This window comes from Burkholderiaceae bacterium DAT-1 (assembly GCA_019084025.1).
Taxonomy (GTDB): Bacteria; Pseudomonadota; Gammaproteobacteria; order Burkholderiales; family Chitinimonadaceae; genus DAT-1.
The window spans coordinates 21,943-39,861 of the sequence record JAHRBI010000008.1 but is presented as its reverse complement, the minus strand read 5'-3'; the positions used below and the strand labels follow the sequence as shown (position 1 = coordinate 39,861).

Here is a 17,919-nt window from a genome sequence, read left to right as displayed (position 1 = left end):
TCACCAGTTCCTATAGGGAATGCCGTTGAGTCCGGTGAGCGGCGACTGCGAATACACATCGAAGACGTCATCCCCTGCCAGGGGCGTCTCCGGATCAGAGGCATAACTGCGCAGGCCCCAGCTCTGATTGGCAGGCAATGCCTCATTGGCAAACGGATCGCGGGGAATCCGCCGCAAAAAGTACAGTTTGCTACCGGGCTGTTTAACATTGGTGATGCCGCCCGCAAGCGTATCCAGTGTTGCGGGATAGCCGGTGGATTGACGGTCTTTGGCGATCAAGCCTTGATCTACCGCTGCCTTGTAGGCATCAATGGCCGTACGAATCTCGCGCAGGGCGCGGCGCAACTGCACTTCCTTGTCGCGCTTCACCGCGACTTCTGCCAGCGGCAGGGCGCCGAGGGCCAGGATCGACAAAATGGCAAGCGAGATCACCAGCTCGATATAGGTAAAGCCGGCATGGCGCGAAGCCAGATACCTGCGCGAGTGCATCAGGATGGCGTACATGTCATGCTGACTTTCACTGGCAAGGCGGGACGCTGGATGGACTGGCTGCTGCCGACCGGGGTCACCGATTCGAGACTCAGGCTGGATGCGCCGGGAACCACTGCCTTGACCTTGACCACGAGCAGGGCACCTTGTCCAGGCGTGGCTTCTTGATTGCCACCTGCCGCGATGGCAATGCGGCCGCTGGCCGGGTCAATGGTATAGCTGAAATTGGCTTGGTTGCCGTCACGACTGAAGAAGCCCCCCTCACGGATCGACACGATCTCCACTTTTTGCGGGTCGAAGGCCAGTTGCGACGGCAAACCGCGTAGGCCGGCGGTGCTATTCAGCTGCAATTGATATTCGGCTTGCTCGCCGACTTTCAAGGTAGCGGGGCCTTGCCAATTCAGACGCAAAGGACTGTCAACGATCTGGGGTGCCATCTCACCGGGGACGCTGGCCGGTGGGGTGGCGGTCGCATTGGGCTGGGTACCCGGAACCGGGGCGGCCGCTCCTTCCGGCTGGATGCGCAGCTGCAGCGGCTTATTACGCAGCACCGCATCGGTTCCCGACCAGAACATCTCGGCCCCTGGCCCCTGGCGCGGTATGCCGCGAATGAGGTGTGGGGTGATCGACAGCACGATTTCCGACTTGTTGCGACTGCTGGTGCGGTTGCCAAACAGGCTGCCGATGATGGGCAGACCACTGAGACCGGCCAGCCCCTTGGCGCTGGCGCGTTCCTGATGGTTGATCAGACCAGCCAGTATTTGGGTTTCACCATCTTTGAGGCGCAGCGTGGTTTCCGCGGTACGGGTGCCGATCTGGTAGGCCACGGTACCCGTCTTGGTTTGCACCTGCTGCCCGAGCGAGCTGACTTCCAGGTTCACCTTGATGGCCACCTCGTCCTTGGGGAAGATGGTGGGCTCAACATTGAGCTTCATCCCCACCTCTTCATACTGAATGTTTTCTGCGACAAAGCCGGTATTGGAGGTCGTCGTCGAGATCACCGGAATCTTGTCGCCGATCAGGATGCGCGCCTTGTCATGGTTACGCACGCGGATGCGTGGATTGGCCAGCAAATCGGAATCACCATCTTGTTGGTCGGCACTGATGGTCACAGACGGGGTGGTGACGCCAAAATTGTTCTTGTTCAGATGCAGCAGGTTCTGCAAGGTCATTGACGAGGTGGTGGTGGTGCCGGTCGTGGTGGTGGTGGCATTCAACGGCGTCACCGTCAGTTGATCGGTGATCTGGATGCCGAGATTCAGCGCCAGATTACGGTCGATCTCCAGTACTTCGACTTCCAGCATCACTTCCGGATCGGGAATATCGTAGATGGTCACCAGCCGTTCGGTGAGCGCAATGGCATCGGCTGTATCACGCACCACCAGCATATTGAGCTTGTCGTCGACATATAGATCCTTCAGCTTCAGGATCGCCTTGATCAGCTCGGCCGTCGCCTTGGCGTTGGCGCTGTTCAGATAAAAGGCTCGTACCACCAGATCCTGATATTCCTTGGTTTTGCTGGGGGTATTGGGATAGATCAGGACGCTGGTGGGGTTGAGGATCTTCTTGTCCAGCTGATTGGTGGCCGCCAGCATGTCGATGGCGTCTTCGAGTGAGGCCTGCTTCAGGAAGATCGACGTCCGCTGATCGGTTTTGACCTCACGATCGAGCACAAAATTAATGCCGGTACTCTTAGAGAGCACATCAAAAATCATCTTCAGGCTGGCTTCACGGAATTCCAGCGAGATGGGCTTCTGATACAGGTTTGACAGGGTCGGGGTAGCCAACAGGTCACGCGCCGCCTGCTCATCGAGTGCCCGAATCACTTGTTTGGCGGTGGCCTGATTGGGCATGATGCTGAGGACCTGATTGGCCAGGTCGCGTGCCCGTTTGAATTCCTTATCAAGCAAGGCTTGATTGGCGGCATCGGCGGTGCGATTGGCTTCGTCCAATGACTGCAACCCATCGAGCGCTGCTTTGGCACGGACATTGTCCGGATCATATGCGAGGATGGTGAGGTAAATCTCGCGCGCCTTGTCGACATGATTGCTGTCGATGGCCTGTTTTGCCCTGGTCATCAGTAGATTGGTGACTTCCTCCCGTTTCACCAGCCAGTCGCGGCGGAAGGCCAGGTTGGTCTTGGCGCGTTCGGCGGCGCTTTGTAGATCCTGCAGACCGCGGGCATAGTCTCCTGCCTGAATGCGGGTCCACCCCTGCATGTGCGACAGCTCAGCGCAGGCAGACAAACCCGCCAGCGCCACAGCACAGGCAAGGCGGGTCAGGGCAGTGTGGGCGAGATGCGTGGGCGGAAACGTCATTGCGGTTTGTCCAGACTGATTTCGTGGCGGTTATTCATGGGGAGGTATTCAATCACCAGCGTGCTGTCATCGACCGAGATCAGCTTGTAATGGCCATCGATCATGTCGCCGGCGCGGCTGATCAGCGTGTCCTGACCGCGGGCAAAGTAGACGACGGTCGCCCCGTGTTCATCGCGCATGCGCCCCATGTATTGGAACGGGATAGGGGGTTCAACGGGCGGGGGCGGCGGTGCCACGGTCGTGACCAACACCGGTGCTACGGGTGCAGGCGTGGGAGTGGGGGGGGCGCTGTCCCAATCGCGGGGGGCAAAGGGGTCCGACTCCAGATCGGCAAGGACTGCTCGAGTATGGGTAGTGGAACCCGATTGACTCATCAACGCAGATACCACCGCGGGACGAGGGGCCACCGGCCCTGTGGAGACGACCCGGCGGGGCCGGGTTGCCGAAACTTTGACGGCATCGTGCTCTTCAGAAGGGGCAAACCATGCGGCAATCAATGTGGCGACTAGGATGATGCCGATTATTCCTTGTCGAACCGAGGCCTTCATGTGCCCGACCGTGCTGGCGCACGCCAAGCCACCAACCGGATGGCGCACTCCACCTCAGGCTCAGCGATGTCGGGCCGGGTGCACTGTAAGGTATCCAGCGCCGTATTCGGATGATTGGAGAGTATAGAAGTCAGAAACGTACGCACTGTTTGATAGCGTGAGGTCACCGAAAAGGAGGCTGCGCTTTTGTGCAACCCCAGCGAAGTAACCTCCGCTTGTTCATAGTTGATTTCATCAGCTGATAATTGACTACTGTCGAGTGCTTGATGAATCACAACAGCGAGATCGGCATCCGCTTGGCGAATAATCGCGTTCAGTTTCAGATGCTTAGCATCCGGTTGCCCGGTGGGCATGGATGGCTTCACTGCTGCGCGAACAGGCGTAGCAAGATGCTCGCTGGATAAATGCGAGGATGGGAAAAAATTGATTAGAACTGCACTTGATATTAAAAGCAATGAGGCAATTAACTTTAATGCATTTGATTTATTTAAGAACATCTTTAAGTGTTATGAATTGCGACGTCAGCACTTCCTCCCGTGAAGGATTTTACAGACAGATGATTGAAATGGCAAAGAATTTTGATGGATGGTCAGGTACCGAACCAAGCCTTCGTGTCGAAAAAACTGATCTTGATAATATTGGAGCGATGGGAAAACCAATACAAGTATTAGCGACACAAAATGTGTTACTTGAATAATTCATTTAAATGGAAATCACGTTATATATATTTGTATTTCCATTTGTTTCAAGAGATCTCTATAATCGCGCCCCTTGTAAAAGTCCGGTAGTGGGTCCTGTGGACGCGTGGTCGGACGAGTATCCAATAAATACATTCAGATTCAGGTAAGCCAATGTTGCGCAAGCTGTTGGGGTGGAAGAGTGGGGCGTCGTTTGTAGGCGCTGTCCGTGCGGTATTGATGGGTGGGGTGCTGGCTGTGGTCGCCCCTGCGCTGATGCCAGTGGCGGATGTGCAGGCAATTGGCGGCAGTAAGCTCACTAATCCAACGGTGTCTTTGCGCGCATCGGCGACAACGGCCACGGCGCCGGCGACGATCACGCTGACGGCCAACCCGACACCGGCTTACGATAACGACGGCTTTGATCCGGTTGATAGCGTTGCCATTGTTGTTAATGGGAATGTCCACCAGATTCTCGGCGGTGCGCCTTGGCAAAGCACGCTCAGTAATCTGGGCCAAGGTACTTATAACGTACATGCCGAAGTCGTCACCATGAATGGCGCGCGGGCAGGATCTGCCGTGACGACGATTACGGTCTCTTCGCCGGTTTCACCGCCACCAACTTTTACAGCAAGTCGCTATCCCGCGCCTTTGGTGGCGGGACGGTCATGGTCATCAGAATGGCATAGTACGAACGCCACTTCCATCACCTTTAATTGTACCGCTTCAGGTACCGGGTACAGTGGAACAGGTTCCTTGCCACCTGGGGATGGTAAGTGGGACGCGCCATCGACGCCCGATGAATGGATTGGCTATCCGTCCCGATGCGTGTACACCGCAACGGGACCGGGCGGATCGACCCAGTTTGTTGAAAACCTGGTGACCTACCCACAAGTCCCCGGCGTATCCCAGACATCTGCAACGTCGCAGATGGGGTCGACGCTGCAGCTGTCGGCCAACGTGAGTAACCCGAACAATCGCCCGCTGACGGTTAAATATTTCAATGCGGATACCGGTGCGGTGTTAGGACAGTCAAGCAGCGCACCATACAGTGTGAGCGTTGGCGGACTGGCTGCTGGGACATATCGCATTAATGTTGTGGTGACCGATGACTTTGGTCAAAGTGCCTCAAGCTTAACAACCATCACGTTGACGCCACTGCCGTTGCCGACGTTCTCTGCGAATCGAACCCCTACAACGTTGACAGCGTGTGGGCAATACACCAGCACTTGGTCGAGTACCAATGCCTCGTCAGTGAGCTTGAGTTGTACTGCTTCAGGGGGCGGGTATTCCGTCAGCAACCTCAGTTTGCCTACGTCGGGCAAAGTGACTGATACCGCCAGTGCGGCGTGGGTGGGCTATCCATCTTCGTGTACCTGGACAGTTTCAGGACCGGGCGGCACGATCTATTCAAATGAGTCATTTTCGACGGTTGCTCCTGGCTTGCCTGGCGTATCGATCTCAGTGCCTGATGCGAATAAAACGCTACAGGTCGCCAATGGCAACGCGACTGTCTCATTGTCAGTAACGGGCAATGCATCGGCCCCGGGTTGCGGCTCCTCCATTACCCAGATCCAAGTGGTTGTGGATGGTAGCGTGGTGAACAGTACACCCAGCGCCGCAGTCTCGACAACGGTTGCCTTGTCCGAAGGCCAGCATCAAATCTGGTTGACGACAACGGACAGCTTTGGCGGAACCGCCGTTTCAACCAAAATTCCGGTAACGGTCACCAGGGCACCAAGTGCACCTTCAGTCAGCCTGGATAGTCCGTCAAACAACGCGACGATCGCCAGAAATATCACAGTCTCCGGGAAGGCGACGCCTAGCGTTGTTCGCATCGTCAAGACGTCATTGCTGGTCGATGGGACTGTTTATGCCACTCAGGATATAGCTGGCAGCATGGGGCAGCCCTCGCCGTATTCGTTCTCGGTGACGGATTTAGCCGTAGGCAACCACACCCTGGAAGTGCAGGCATGGGATAGCCAGAACCTGATGGGCTCGAGCGGGAAATCCACGGTGACGGTGGCGGGTAAGCCAGTGGTGACGCTGGATATTCCCAATTCGACACGTTATGTCGTGGCCGGAACCAGTGCGGTGAGCTTTGCTCTGAGTGCATCAGCGTCTCAAAGTGGTGCCACGATCGCGAAACTGGAACTGGTGGTCGATGATGTCATCAGTTACACCACCAGTAATGCAACCTTGAATGCCTCTTGGTCGATGCCAGTGGGATCGCACTTTGTAGAGGTTTGGGCGACAGATAGCCTCGGGAACGTGGGTCGCAGCCTTCGCAGACAAGTGTCTAGTTATATTGCTGTTGTACCCTCGATTAGTCTGAGTAAGCCAACGGCGAACGCAGCGTATACGCGTCCCGACACCATCAATTTGTCAGCATCGGTCAGACAATCCGGGTCGGGTGATATTCGCTTCTTTGCAAGTGGCCCCAGCGGACAAGACCAATTCCTCGGCAATCCATCCTCGTATGACTTTGCCGGCAACCCCTTGCTAAGTGTGAGTACCAGCACATTTGTTCCGGGTAACTATACGTTCTTTGTAGCGATCAAGGATGAGGCTGGACAGCAAGCACGCTCTCCTGATGTGAAGGTCACGATTTCCGCGCAGCCACAGGTCTCGGTGAGCGAACCGGCCAACAATACCGTGCTGACACAATCGGGTACGGTTACCATCAAGGGCACTGCCAGCGAGTCTCTGGGTCGCATTAGCAAGCTCAGCCTGTTCGTGGATGGCAAGGAATACCCGCAAAGTGGTAGCGGCGTGCAAAATCAGGTCTACGCATTCAGCATCGTGTCGCCGGTATTAACAGGCGGCGATCACACCCTGAGCATCAAGGTGTGGGATGATTTCAATGGCGTGGCGATCAGTCCGGACATCAAGGTAAAGGTCGCGCAAAAGCCGACCATACAAGTCACCCGAATCCCGAGCACCATGCTGTCCAACTACAGCTACACCAGCGCGTGGTCGACGACCGACGCAGATTCGGTGACGCTCGACTGTACGACAACAGGCACGGGCTATCAGGTGAGCGGTTTGCAACTGGCCACCAGTGGATCCGTCACCGATACTGCGAAAGCAGAGTGGGTCGGTTATCCCTCCAGCTGTACGTGGACCGCCAAGGGTGTGGGCGGCACGGCCACCAAAACGGAAACCCTGACCACAATCGCCGGCGCGCCCGGCATCAAGGGTGAAGTGTCGGGTGTCTACATCAGTGCCGACGGCAAGACCTTTGTCGAAGGCTGGGTGTGTCAGGCCGGGCAAAACAAGGCGATTGGCTACAAAGTGTTTGTCGGCGCGCAGCCGGATGCCAACGCGACCGCGACGGGTGCAGGAACGGCCAGCGCCTTAAGCAACGATGTCTCCACCAGCACCACGACCGCCAATATCGTTACAGCCTGTGGCGATGCGCTGGGCCATTACTTCAAGCACGAATTGACGAGCCTGACGGGCTACAACGCAGCGACGGTGTATGTGCAAGCGGTGCCGGTTGCCACTGCCACGGGTGCCAGCCCGAACCTGCCGTGTACCGGTAACTGCCAGCTGACGGCAGGGGCCACCATTGGTTTCAGCACCCCGAAAAATGGGCAGACCTATGGCGGCGGCAATGTGTTCATGAGCACGCAAGTGGGCGGGGTACCGGCAGGTGCCACCGTGACGGCGGTGCGCATGCAAGTGGGGACGCAAGCGGCGATCACCGCTCAGGCAGATAGTAGCCTGGGGGCAGGGTTCTATAGCACACAGATGGTTCTTTCTGAAGGAACATACTCGGCCAAGACCATGGCGGATATCCGACTTGCGGATGGTACTGTCACGACCATCGTATCCGCACCCATTTCGTTCTATGTCATTTCAGGCGGAGGCATTAATTTGAATGTCGTTCCGCTGACATCCACTCTCACAGCACCAGCAACCTTTAATTTGCAAATCAATGCCACGGGTACGTCCATTGGCAGCATTGGCAGTGTAAAAGTTGAATTAGCGCAGGGTAAGGACATTAAAGCCAGTGGCAAGTCGACAGGTTCAAACGGCAGCTATACCTTTGGTGTGAGCAATCTGGCGGCGGGCACCTATCAAGTTACTGCGATGGCGTTGGACGGCGCGGATAAAGTGCTGACTACTTCACCGGTGATGAATGTGGTGGTTACTTCATCATCAAGCAGTGGTGGAACAGAACCTGCGCAACCTGTTATTTCTGATCCAAGTAAACAGATTGTGCTTGAGACAGGTAGCCCTTTGCGTGTTTTACCGCTGACGGCCGATGTGTCTTCGCGAGGAGCGGCGACATTTGGTGTTGATATTGGATTACCCATTGGCTCGGGTGGCGTTAAACCAACGCTGGGATTGACCTATGATAGCCAGGGCGGTTATGGCCCACTCGGGATTGGTTGGGGTATTAGTGGTCTATCCTCGATTACCCGTTGTCCACGTCAAATCAATATTGATGGTGTGCGCCGTGCTGTAACACATACAGCAGAGGATCGGTTCTGCCTGGATGGTCAGCGTCTGGTCATGGTGAAGGGGGATACCTACGGGGCAGAGGGCACTGAGTATCGCACTTACTCTGAGTCTTTTAGCAAAATTGTCTCCTATGGCACATCAGGAACGGGTCCGCAGTATTTCAAGGTATGGACCAAGAGCGGTTTGGTGTTTACATATGGTGGAACTACTGAGTCCCGTTTGCTGGGTAATGCCAAGGCTTCAGATAAAGCCGAAGTTCTGGTCTGGGCTCAGAGCTCGATTGCTGATGTAGTCGGGAATACGATCAAGTTCGCGTATACCAATGATTTTGCCAGCGGCGAAATGAACATCGCCAGCATTAAATATGCGGAAAATGCTACGACTACGCCGGTTACAACAGCTGTAAATGAAGTGAAGTTTGTGTACAGCACCCGTAATGATGCAAGTGTGGCATATGCGGTGGGTTCAAAGATCACTGCATCGAAATTGCTTAAAAACATCGAAGTCTGGATCGATAGTAAAAAACAATACCAATACGATACAGCCTATGGCACTAGTCAAGTAAACAATCGGAGCTTGCTGCAATCGATCCAGCGATGTGTGGGTGAATCAGGTGCCGAGTGTACCAAGCCGCTGACCTTCTCTTGGGATTCTGCAAGTGGTGGAGCTGGTGACTTCTTTAGTATGCCGTCTGCATTTAATGGAAGGGTGTTTACGGGGGGAGACCTTTCAAATAAAAAGCATTTTTTTGAAGGGGACTTCAACGGAGATGGTAAAACAGACTTGCTTTCGTATAAGAATGATCAAAAAGAAGGTGGCCAGGTTATTTGTTTGAAAGGCGAGGATAACTTTTCGTGTAAAACCATCACTGCGACATGGGGCGAACCGGATATTGTCGGAGATTTCAATGGCGATGGGATGACCGATATTGCCCACCGGATGACGGATTATGCTTCGTCTAAAGAAACTCTGGCGGTTTGTCTCTCAAAAGGGGATGGAGAGTTTGATTGCAAAACGCTGGATGCCGAACCTGAGGTTGATCATCAATCCCCGTTTGTGCCTGGGGATTTCAATGGAGACGGGCGTCTCGATTATATTCATGGAAAATATGTTTGTGCATATACAGGCATTCGCAAAGAGGGAACTGAAAAATTAGCGTGCGATAAATGGGATACAGCATTGCCACCCAAATTGGCCGCATCGGTATTTGGAGCAATGATAGCAAATGGGATCGCCACAAAACTGACCACGCCCAATAGTTCCAGTACAAATGGAGCTTCTGTTCTTTCGTCGAAAGATCATGCGGTGATATTTAATTCACCTGAAAATCCTAGTTCAACAGGTAAGTATACGATTGCTGAATTTAATGGTGATGGTCGATCAGATATGTTGTATATCGAGCCACAAGTATCAATCGACGAAAATGGTACACCCATCACGACAGGGTTCGTAAAACGTCTTTTACTTGCCTCCGATAAAGGATTTATTGATTCGGATGTTGATCTTTCCAACTTAGATCTCAATATTGAAGATTACGCTTCACCTGGTGCTTTTATTCCACATGTGGCTGATGTGAATGGAGATGGCCTTCCTGATATTTTGATTTTTGGCACAAATTATAGAAAAATTGCGATTAATGAAGATGGGAATACGAGGCCTGTTCAGGCTGCTTACTGCCTAAATACTGGCGACATTAGAAGCGGAAAGCGGGCATTTAAATGTGCTGAGTTTAAATTGAAAGGCGAAACCAGCTATTGGCGGGATGGAAAGCTGCTTGGGCAAGATATCAAAATTCCGGTTAACCTCAATTTTGACAATCTATTTAAAGGAAAAATTGCGGATTTCAATGGCGACGGCTTGGCTGACTTTGCAATGTACATTGATGAAGGCAAGTGGGCTGTTTGTTCTGGCACAGGTAGCGACTGGAACTGCAAGGTTGTCAATGGAGGTCTGTGGGAAAGTGATAATGATGTTCGCATGGGCGACTACAACGGTGATGGTTCCACAGACTTCATCCGTTATCGCTGTGCGGACAACACTAAGAAATGCTACGGTAATTATGACCCTCTTACGTGGGAGTTACGTCTAGGTGCGGCTCCCTATCGTGATCGCATAAAGGCCGTTGATAATAGCCTGCTGTCGGCCAAATTTACGTATAAATCTGGAACTGATTCAACGGTATATACACGCCCGTCAACACGGCCGGTGTATCCAAAACGTGAAGTCGATTCGCCCGTTCCTGTCGTGAGTGCGCTGGAGATCGAGAATGGCTTGTCAGCAGGCGGTGTGACCACGCAGCAATATACCTACGCCGGATTGGTAACCAATATGGAGGGTGGCGCGCCGCCGACCTATACTAGCCGCACGGTGACTGCCATTACAGGGGATATCACACGTAGCAGTACCATGCAGTTCCGTACAGATTGGCCATATGCAGGCATGCTCGATTCGCAAATCGGTTACGTTCGCAAAAATGGCGTTGATGTCAAAGTTAGTGAAACGACTAATGTATTCGATCTGCTCAATGGTAGCGAAGCCAAGGATCTGCCGGTCGCCGCTGGCAGCAAGCGAACCTTTTTCCCTTATGTCTCGAGCAGTATTGCCAAAAATTATGACCCGGATTCGACGTCCTCAACTCTGCTGAGTACTGTGGAAACCAAGACCGAATACGGCGCGGTGGAAAAGGGGGCATCATCATGCGGCCCAAACAAGAATTGCGGTAATCCGACCACGATTACGGTTCAAACAACAGGAAATGATCCTGTTTCTGGATTGAGCAAGACTTACAAAACCACTACGGTGAACACTTACTACGACAACGAGTCGAGCTGGTACTTGGCTCGTTTAACGAACACGAAGGTGACACACGAGTCGGGCGGAAAGAGTGTGATTCGTGAATCATCATTCTCCTATCGTGCTGCAGATGGTCTTTTGGAGTCAGAGACGGTTGAGCCTAATCAACCGGACTACATGAAAACCACCAAATATGCATATGACCAATGGGGGAATCGTCAGTCCAGTACAGTGAGCGGGGATAGCAAGGCAGCGAATCCGTTTACGAGTTTCAGCAGCAAAGTGACGTATGAAAAAACCGGACGGTTTGTTGAAACAACCGAAAATGCACTCAAGCATACGGAAACAAAGACGTACACGGATCTGGGGTTGCCGTCGACGCTGACCGGGCCGAACGGGCTTAAAACAAAGTGGGAATATGATGCATTTGGTCAGGTGATCACCGAGTATCAGGCCTACGGCACCAGCAATCAGACCAAAACCGAAAAGCGCTCGCTCGCATGTACAACCTTTGGCGATACGCCGGGGACGGGTGGCATTGCCATGACCGGTGAAGATAGCGGTCATGTATGCCCCAGCCGTGCAAAGACTTTTGCGGTTGCTGTGTCAACGGGGGGCTATCCGGTTTACAGCTATTACGATGCGGCTGGCCGCTTGCTGCGGACGCATACTCGAGACTTGAACGGCAAATCTGTATTTGTAGACGTCGACTATACAAGCGCCGGACAGGAGTATCGCCGCACACGTCCATATCGTCGTGGGGATGCGAGCGTCAAATATGCACTAACGACCTATTACGACTATATGGGACGTGCATACAAGGCATGCCGTTTGGAACATTCGGGCGAAGTGTGTGATGGCATCGCTTACGATGGCTTTAGCACGACAACAACCAATGCGCTGAAACAGGTTCGCAAGGAAACCAAGAATCTGATTGGGAAGTTGGTGAAGGTCGTTGATAACGGCAACAACGTATTGGGCTACGAATACGATGTTCAAGGCAATCTGGTCAAGATGGGTGCCGCAGATGCACAAGGCAATGTGTTGACCAGTAGTGCCAATATCAATGAGGTGGACTTGCTGGGTCGTGTGACGAAGCATACTGATCCAAATCTGGGAGTAGGAACTAGCGTATATAACGCGCTGGGGCAGGTAGTTAAAAAGACCAATGCACGCAAGCAGGATACGACCTACGAGTACGATCTCTTGGGCCGGATGATCAAGCGTGTCGATGTCGATATGACCGCAAGCTGGGTGTACGACAAACCTGCTGCGACAACAACAAAGACCTTGGCCAAACTGGCAGCACCAGATTGCAGTCAATCCGGCTGGATTGGCGCACTCTGCTACACCGCTGCGGACAATGGCTATCAACGCGAGGTGGTATACGATGCGATTGGGCGTGTGAGCTCCGGTACAACTCGTCTGGATGCAAGCAATGCCTACACCGTATCGTCCGAATACGATGGCGCCAATCGCGCTTTCGCGGTGACCTATCCGGGTAATATCCGTCTGCGTCATGTGTATAACGATCGCGGGCAACTGAAGGGTATCTGGCGCAAGGATGGCTATATCTGGGAAGGCAAGGAAACTGATGCGGCCGGTCGATGGACCAAGGAAGCCTACGGCAACGGCATGTCGATCACCAATGGCTACGACGCCCAGAGTGACCGCCTGATCAGCGTCGATGCCCTTACCTCGGCCAATATCAAAGGCGTAAGCCAGACCTATGATTACGACGATGTGGGCCGACTGACCAGCAAGACAGATTCTGGTGGCGTAGCCGCTTCCATGCTGTATGGCTACGACAAGCTGAACCGCCTTAACAAAGTGACGATGGGGACGACGGTCCAGACCATCTGTTACGACGCGACCTGTAGTGATCAGAGTGGCAGTGGCAATGGCCGGATTCTGTCTAAATCCGATGTGGGTAGCTACATCTATGGGGATACATCGCATCCGGATGCGGTTACTGAAATACAGGATGCCAAGGGTAGCAAGTTGTACGGCTATTCCTACGATGCATCGGGCAATATGCTCACAGGCAAGGGCGGCAATACCTATTCTTGGTACAGCTTCAATCAGCCGAAGAACATGACCGGCAACGGTCATTCGGTCGATTTCCTCTACGACGTGGATTACGGACGCGTGAAGGAAACCGATAACAGCAAGGTCACGCTGACCATTAATCCGCGTCTGGATCTGGGGCATGGCTGGCAACGCGAAATTGACGGCAGCAAAACCACCGACAAGGTATATGTCTCGGCTGCGGGCCATAGTGTGGCGGTGATCGAAGTCAGTGGTACGCAGGACACGACCCGCTGGATGCATACCGATATGCTGGGCTCAGTGGTGGCGGTGAGCGATGCCAAGGGCAGCATTCTGGCGCGCTATCGTTACGATGCCTGGGGCAAGCGGATCGTGGAAGAAGGCGCGACCGTCACCCGTCGTGGCTACACTGGCCACGAGGAAATCGAAAGTCTTGGCCTGATCAATATGAATGGCCGGGTGTACGATCCGATGCTGGCGCGCTTTATGGGCGCGGATCCGGTGATTTCGGATGCGGGCAACTGGCAGAGTTATAACGGCTATAGCTATGTGGCGAACAATCCGCTGATTTACACCGATCCGACGGGGTTCTCGTATAACAATAGTGGGTTGAATCGGTTCTTTGGGACGATCACCGGGTCGTATCTGGCGCGTGACATTTTGTCGCATGTTTCTGAATCGACAGGTCAGATATTGGTCACCCTTGCTTCTATGGCATGTGGTGGTGCTGCACCTGTCTGCGCTGCTAGATTCAGTTATGACAATGCACGCGCCCATGGTGCGAGTGGTGGGGATGCGGTTCAGGGCGGGATTCAGGCGGGTACATTTGCCTATGTGAATCAGGCTATTGGAGGAAGTACGGTCGCGGGATCGTTTGAAAATATAGCCTTGCATGCGCTAGTGGGCGGGGTTCAGTCGGATTTGGCGGGTGACAGCTTTTTTAGTGGTGCGTTTGCTGGTGGATTGTCGTCTGCGTTGGCGCCGAAGATTGATGGCATTATGCGAGGTGACACTGGATTTCTGGCAAGTAGCGCTCGAGTGTCTGCCGCTGCGGTACTGGGTGGCACGGCGTCAGTGATTGCTGGCGGCAAGTTTGCCAATGGAGCGATCGTGGCGGCGTTTGATCGGGCGTATAATGCTGAGGGGCATTTAGAAGGCCCATCAACTTTGGAAAAGTTTGCAATGGCGGTGCCACTTCCACAGGGGGTGGTAGATGCCGCAGGGGGGTTTGGTGATGGTGTTTCTAGTGTTTTAACTTTTGGAACGTTCTCAACTGCTGACGCACGTAAGTATTTCGATATTGGTGGGGTCGATTCTAGTTCCGGAGTTTACAAAGGTGCGAAGGCGACTGGATATGTTTGGGGTGTCGGTACCAATTGGTCTGCAGGCTTAAATGGCGGCGCAAATTCGGTTTTTTGGTCTGGAAGTGGGAATTTGGAAAGAGCAATGAGTTTGGGCAGATCATTGGAGTCTACTCCAATTGGTTCCCTTATGAATCAATTTGGAAGTAAAGTACCTTACTGGATGTGGAAGGCGGCTTCTGCGACATATGCAGCTAATGCGAAGGGAGTTGCCTTAAAAGTCGGTGTTCAGTCTGGAAATATTTGGAGGACCATTGAACAGCCAATTCTTAACTGGCGTAATATTTTGATAAAGACAGTACCATGAGTTGCTTCTTTAATTCAGTTCCTAAGAAATGGGCATTTTCGGGTGGCTTTGTCGAATGGGTTGATAGAGAAACGGTTCGATATTCAGGGCCGAAAGGGGAGATGCTGGTTTGGGTTGACTATGAGCCAGGTTTTTTTTCGAGAGGAAGGATAATTAGAGGTATGACAGAAGGCAATGGAGCCAATAAGGATTATGAACTGAAAAATGAAGTAAAAATAAAAGTCGTTGAATATTTTGAGACTCACGGAATTTCATGTCGAATAGAAAGTTGATGGGTCGTCCGTGTAGCGCGCTGCACTCCCATCATATCGGCATCCATCCTCCCGATCATACGATTCGGGAAATTTTCGGTCGGATTGTCGAATTGGCGTCGAACGATTATTGGGGTGTGCCGGGCTGCTGTTGTACTTTGCCGTAGTAGCGTCAAAAGCACCACGTTATGATGTACGACAAGCCTGCAGCAAGTACTATCCAGACACTGGCCAAGCTCAATGCACCGGATTGCAGCAAAACCGGCTGGATCGGCGCACTGTGCTACACCGCTGCGGACAATGGCTATCAACGCGAGGTGATTTACGATGCGATTGGGCGTGTAAGCTCCGGTACAACCCGTCTGGATGCAAGCAATGCCTACACCGTATCGTCCGAATACGATGGCGCCAATCGCGCTTTCGCGGTGACCTATCCGGGTAATATCCGTCTGCGTCATGTGTATAACGATCGCGGGCAACTGAAGGGTATCTGGCGCAAGGATGGCTATATCTGGGAAGGCAAGGAAACTGATGCGGCCGGTCGATGGACCAAGGAAGCCTACGGCAACGGCATGTCTATCACCAATGGCTACGATGCCCAGAGCGACCGCCTGATCAGCGTCGATGCCATTACCTCGGCCAATATCAAAGGCGTAAGCCAGACCTATGATTACGACGATGTAGGCCGACTGACCAGCAAGACAGATTCTGGTGGCGTAGCCGCATCTATGCTGTATGGCTACGACAAACTGAACCGCCTGTACAAAGTGACGATGGGGACGGCGGTTCAAACCATCTGTTACGACGCGACCTGTAGTGATCAGAGTGGCAGTGGCAACGGGCGCATCACGTCAAAATCCGATGTGGGTAACTACATCTATGGGGATACATCGCATCCAGATGCGGTCACCGAAATTCAGGATGCCAAGGGTGGCAAGTTGTACGGCTATTCCTACGATGCATCGGGCAATATGCTGACGGGTAAGGGCGGCAATACCTATGCTTGGTACAGCTTTAACCAGCCGAAGAACATGACCGGCAATGGTCATTCGGTCGATTTCCTCTACGACGTGGATTACGGGCGCGTGAAGGAAACCGATAACAACAAAGTCACGCTGACGATTAATCCGCGTCTGGATCTGGGGCATGGCTGGCAGCGGGAAATTGACGGCAGCAAAACCACCGACAAGGTATATGTCTCGGCTGCGGGCCATAGTGTGGCGGTGATCGAAGTCAGTGGTACGCAAGACACCACCCGCTGGATGCATACCGATATGCTGGGCTCGGTGGTGGCGGTGAGCGATGTCAAGGGCAGCATTCTGGCACGCTATCGTTACGATGCCTGGGGCAAGCGGATCGTGGAAGAAGGCGCGACGGTGACCCGTCGTGGCTACACCGGCCACGAGGAAATCGAAAGCCTAGGCCTGATCAACATGAATGGCCGGGTATACGACCCGATGCTGGCGCGCTTTATGGGCGCGGATCCGGTGATTTCCGATACGGGCAACTGGCAGAGCTTTAACGGCTATAGCTATGTGGCGAACAATCCGCTGATTTACACTGATCCGACGGGGTTCTCGTATAACAATAGTTCGCTGAATCGGTTCTTTGGGACGATCACCGGATCGTATCTGGCGCGTGACATTTTGTCGCATGTGTCTGAATCGACAGGTCAGATATTGGTCACCCTTGCTTCTATGGCATGTGGTGGTGCTGCACCTGTCTGTGCTGCCAGATTAAACTATGACAACGCACGCGCCCATGGTGCGAGTGGTGGGGATGCGGTTCAGGGCGGGATTCAGGCGGGTACATTTGCCTATGTGAATCAGTTAATTGGGGATGGAACCATCTCCGGTTCGTATGCCAATGTGGCTTTGCATGCTGGGGTGGGCGGCATTCAGTCAGAGTTGGCAGGTGAAAGCTTCTTGAGCGGGGCGTTTGCTGGTGGATTGTCGTCTGCTCTGGGGCCGAAGATCGATGGCATTATGCAAGGCGACACAAGCTTTCTGGCGCGTAGCGCCCGTGTATCAGCTGCGGCGGTACTAGGTGGCACGGCGTCAGTGATTGCTGGTGGCAAGTTCGCCAATGGCGCGATCGTAGCGGCGTTTGATCGGGCGTATAATGCTGAGGGGCATATGAGGGATATGAAGGAAGGTTTGAGTGCAAAGAAATCATTGAAAGCTTTCTGGGATAAGCTTTTTGGTTGGATGTCAACGCCCCAACAAGCAAGTGCAAATCGTAAAGCGCTCCGATCCACTGGGGTCATTTCAAAGATTGAAGAGGGTGGCAATATATCTTCTGGCGTGACTGGTCAGGTCATGCTCGGGCCAGGAGGCATTGCGGGTGATTTTGTTACTGTCATCGATAGCAATGGAAACGCCTGTTCTGCCTATTCCATGTGTGCAATAGTTGGTCTCGGCATCGGTGCATCTGCTGGACCAACTGTCCAGGCAGGAACGGGTGCGGCATCAAAAGGGACTTCTGTGAATGTCGGCCTTGCCGGTGTTGCTGTACCTATTGCGGGCGCAGAGCTTGATGGGTCTGTTGCAACTGATGGTGGATTGCAAGCTAGCCTTGCGCATCAGTACGGATTGGCTGTAGGTGGTGGCGTAAAAGCGTGCATTCAAACAACATTTTCATGTACAAATTAGAATAG

8 protein-coding genes are annotated in these 17,919 nt (G+C 53.3%); 4 read left to right on the top strand and 4 right to left on the bottom strand.

Annotated features, from left to right (window positions below; all coding sequences use genetic code 11):
• The 4 genes from KSF73_16800 to KSF73_16785 form a co-directional block, all read right to left on the bottom strand.
• Window positions 1-489, bottom strand: a complete 489-nt coding sequence (locus tag KSF73_16800) for a type II secretion system GspH family protein (protein MBV1777382.1) — start codon at window positions 487-489, stop codon at window positions 1-3.
• Complete coding sequence (locus KSF73_16795; protein ID MBV1777381.1) at window positions 489-2,807, bottom strand: general secretion pathway protein GspD; 2,319 nt, start codon at window positions 2,805-2,807, stop codon at window positions 489-491. Before KSF73_16795 ends, KSF73_16800 begins: the two co-directional genes overlap by 1 nt.
• Entirely contained in the window at window positions 2,804-3,181 is a 378-nt protein-coding gene (locus KSF73_16790) for a hypothetical protein (GenBank protein MBV1777380.1), read from the bottom strand. The genes KSF73_16795 and KSF73_16790 overlap by 4 nt, the downstream gene beginning before the upstream one ends.
• Window positions 3,182-3,351: 170 nt before the next feature.
• Window positions 3,352-3,852, bottom strand: a complete 501-nt coding sequence (locus KSF73_16785; GenBank protein ID MBV1777379.1) for a hypothetical protein — start codon at window positions 3,850-3,852, stop codon at window positions 3,352-3,354.
• A 59-nt stretch (window positions 3,853-3,911) separates the two neighbouring features.
• On the opposite strand from KSF73_16785, the gene KSF73_16780 reads away from it, so the two are divergent.
• The 4 genes from KSF73_16780 (at window position 3,912) to KSF73_16765 (ending at window position 17,914) form a co-directional block, all read left to right on the top strand.
• On the top strand, window positions 3,912-4,052 hold the full coding sequence (locus KSF73_16780; GenBank protein ID MBV1777378.1) for a hypothetical protein: 141 nt from the start codon (window positions 3,912-3,914) through the stop codon (window positions 4,050-4,052).
• A 154-nt stretch (window positions 4,053-4,206) separates the two neighbouring features.
• Window positions 4,207-15,012, top strand: coding sequence for a VCBS repeat-containing protein (locus KSF73_16775; protein MBV1777377.1), 10,806 nt, complete (start codon window positions 4,207-4,209; stop codon window positions 15,010-15,012).
• Window positions 15,009-15,284: a hypothetical protein gene (locus KSF73_16770; protein MBV1777376.1), complete on the top strand. Its 276-nt coding sequence runs from the start codon at window positions 15,009-15,011 to the stop codon at window positions 15,282-15,284. Before KSF73_16775 ends, KSF73_16770 begins: the two co-directional genes overlap by 4 nt.
• A gap of 167 nt (window positions 15,285-15,451) precedes the next feature.
• The gene (locus KSF73_16765; GenBank protein ID MBV1777375.1) at window positions 15,452-17,914 is read left to right on the top strand and encodes a hypothetical protein; all 2,463 of its coding nucleotides are present in this window, start codon (window positions 15,452-15,454) and stop codon (window positions 17,912-17,914) included.
• Window positions 17,915-17,919: the final 5 nt, after the last annotated feature.

Excerpts from the sequence above, each read along its gene's own strand:
- KSF73_16800 (MBV1777382.1), bottom strand. The coding sequence starts at position 489 with ATGCACTCGCGCAGGTATCTGGCTTCGCGCCATGCCGGCTTTACCTAT.
- KSF73_16795 (MBV1777381.1), bottom strand. The coding sequence starts at position 2,807 with ATGACGTTTCCGCCCACGCATCTCGCCCACACTGCCCTGACCCGCCTT.
- KSF73_16790 (MBV1777380.1), bottom strand. The coding sequence starts at position 3,181 with ATGAGTCAATCGGGTTCCACTACCCATACTCGAGCAGTCCTTGCCGAT.
- KSF73_16785 (MBV1777379.1), bottom strand. The coding sequence starts at position 3,852 with ATGTTCTTAAATAAATCAAATGCATTAAAGTTAATTGCCTCATTGCTT.
- KSF73_16780 (MBV1777378.1), top strand. The coding sequence starts at position 3,912 with ATGATTGAAATGGCAAAGAATTTTGATGGATGGTCAGGTACCGAACCA.
- KSF73_16775 (MBV1777377.1), top strand. The coding sequence starts at position 4,207 with ATGTTGCGCAAGCTGTTGGGGTGGAAGAGTGGGGCGTCGTTTGTAGGC.
- KSF73_16770 (MBV1777376.1), top strand. The coding sequence starts at position 15,009 with ATGAGTTGCTTCTTTAATTCAGTTCCTAAGAAATGGGCATTTTCGGGT.
- KSF73_16765 (MBV1777375.1), top strand. The coding sequence starts at position 15,452 with ATGATGTACGACAAGCCTGCAGCAAGTACTATCCAGACACTGGCCAAG.